The sequence below is a fragment of the Novosphingobium sp. CCH12-A3 genome, from assembly GCF_001556015.1.
In the GTDB taxonomy this organism is placed as follows: domain Bacteria; phylum Pseudomonadota; class Alphaproteobacteria; order Sphingomonadales; family Sphingomonadaceae; genus Novosphingobium; species Novosphingobium subterraneum.
In genome coordinates this window covers 1-406 of sequence record NZ_LSIA01000058.1, presented here as the reverse complement: position 1 = coordinate 406, position 406 = coordinate 1, and the positions used below count along the sequence as shown (strand labels likewise).

Annotated in this window: 1 protein-coding gene; it reads left to right on the top strand. The window is 67.2% G+C overall.

The genetic code is table 11. The annotated features are described in order from the left end of the window. Positions 1-63 precede the first annotated feature (63 nt). Positions 64-406: hypothetical protein (locus AX703_RS04355; protein ID WP_062342882.1), on the top strand; the 343-nt coding region annotated here is incomplete at its 3' end.

Genomic DNA, 406 nt, shown 5'->3' with positions numbered 1-406 from the left:
CCGTTCTATCCCTTGCCTTGGCAACGGGACGCGTCGGCGCGCGGCAACACGAAAGTCCCAACCATGTCGTCGATCACGCTCACGCTTGAACTTGCCTGCACCCGCGACGAAGCCGCGCGCTTCGCTGCGGTCGAACTGTTCCTCGCCGAAATGGCTGAGAACGCAGAAGCCGAGCCCGCAGCCGAACTCGACGCGATCTTCGGCGCGAAGCCGCGGGAGACGATTCTCGGCCTTGCCGGGTACCCGCAGCCGCTCGGGATCACCTGCCGGTATGACCGCGACCGGGGCGTGATGACGCTCGCCGCGGTCGACGGCAAACCCAACCTCGCGGCGCTGCCGGTGCAGCTGCTCTGGCTCTATCCCGACAAGCTGCCCATCGCCTACTCGGTCCACGTGACCGAGCGGC